General features: G+C 65.6%; 1 protein-coding gene. It reads right to left on the reverse strand.

The features are described 5' to 3' along the window. Window positions 1-480: MFS transporter (locus AC2JF9_RS08660; RefSeq protein ID WP_500726955.1), on the reverse strand; the 480-nt coding region annotated here is incomplete at both ends.

The following is a 480-nucleotide window of genomic DNA, read 5'->3' on the forward strand; positions in this document are numbered from 1 at the left end:
GAGGTGAGGCGAACGCATGGTCAGGTCGATGCCGGCGATGATCAGGCCGAAGGCGAGCGCGTTCAGGACTGCGCTGACGAAATCGAAGCGTCGCGCGATTCTTCCCGTTCGCGGCAGCGCCTTCGCGGCAATGGCGAAGGTCAGGACTCCAAGCGGGACATTGATGGCGAAAAGCCACTGCCAGGAGGCTGTCGCCAGGATGGCGGAGGCGACGGTCGGACCGATGGCGGACGATAACGATACGATGAAGGCGTTCAGCCCGATGCCGCGGCCCAGCAGGCGAGCCGGATAGGTGAAGCGCACCAGCGCGGCATTGATCGCCATGATCCCGGCCGCGCCGAAGCCCTGGAGAACGCGCGCCAGGGTAAGCTCGAGAAGGCTCGAGGAAAGGGCGCAGGCGAGCGAGGCCAGCGTGAACAGCGCGAGCCCGACCAGATAGACCCGGGAATAGCCGATGATCTCGCCGAGCGAGGCGAATGG

It is taken from the genome of Lactobacillus sp. C449L (assembly GCF_059900815.1).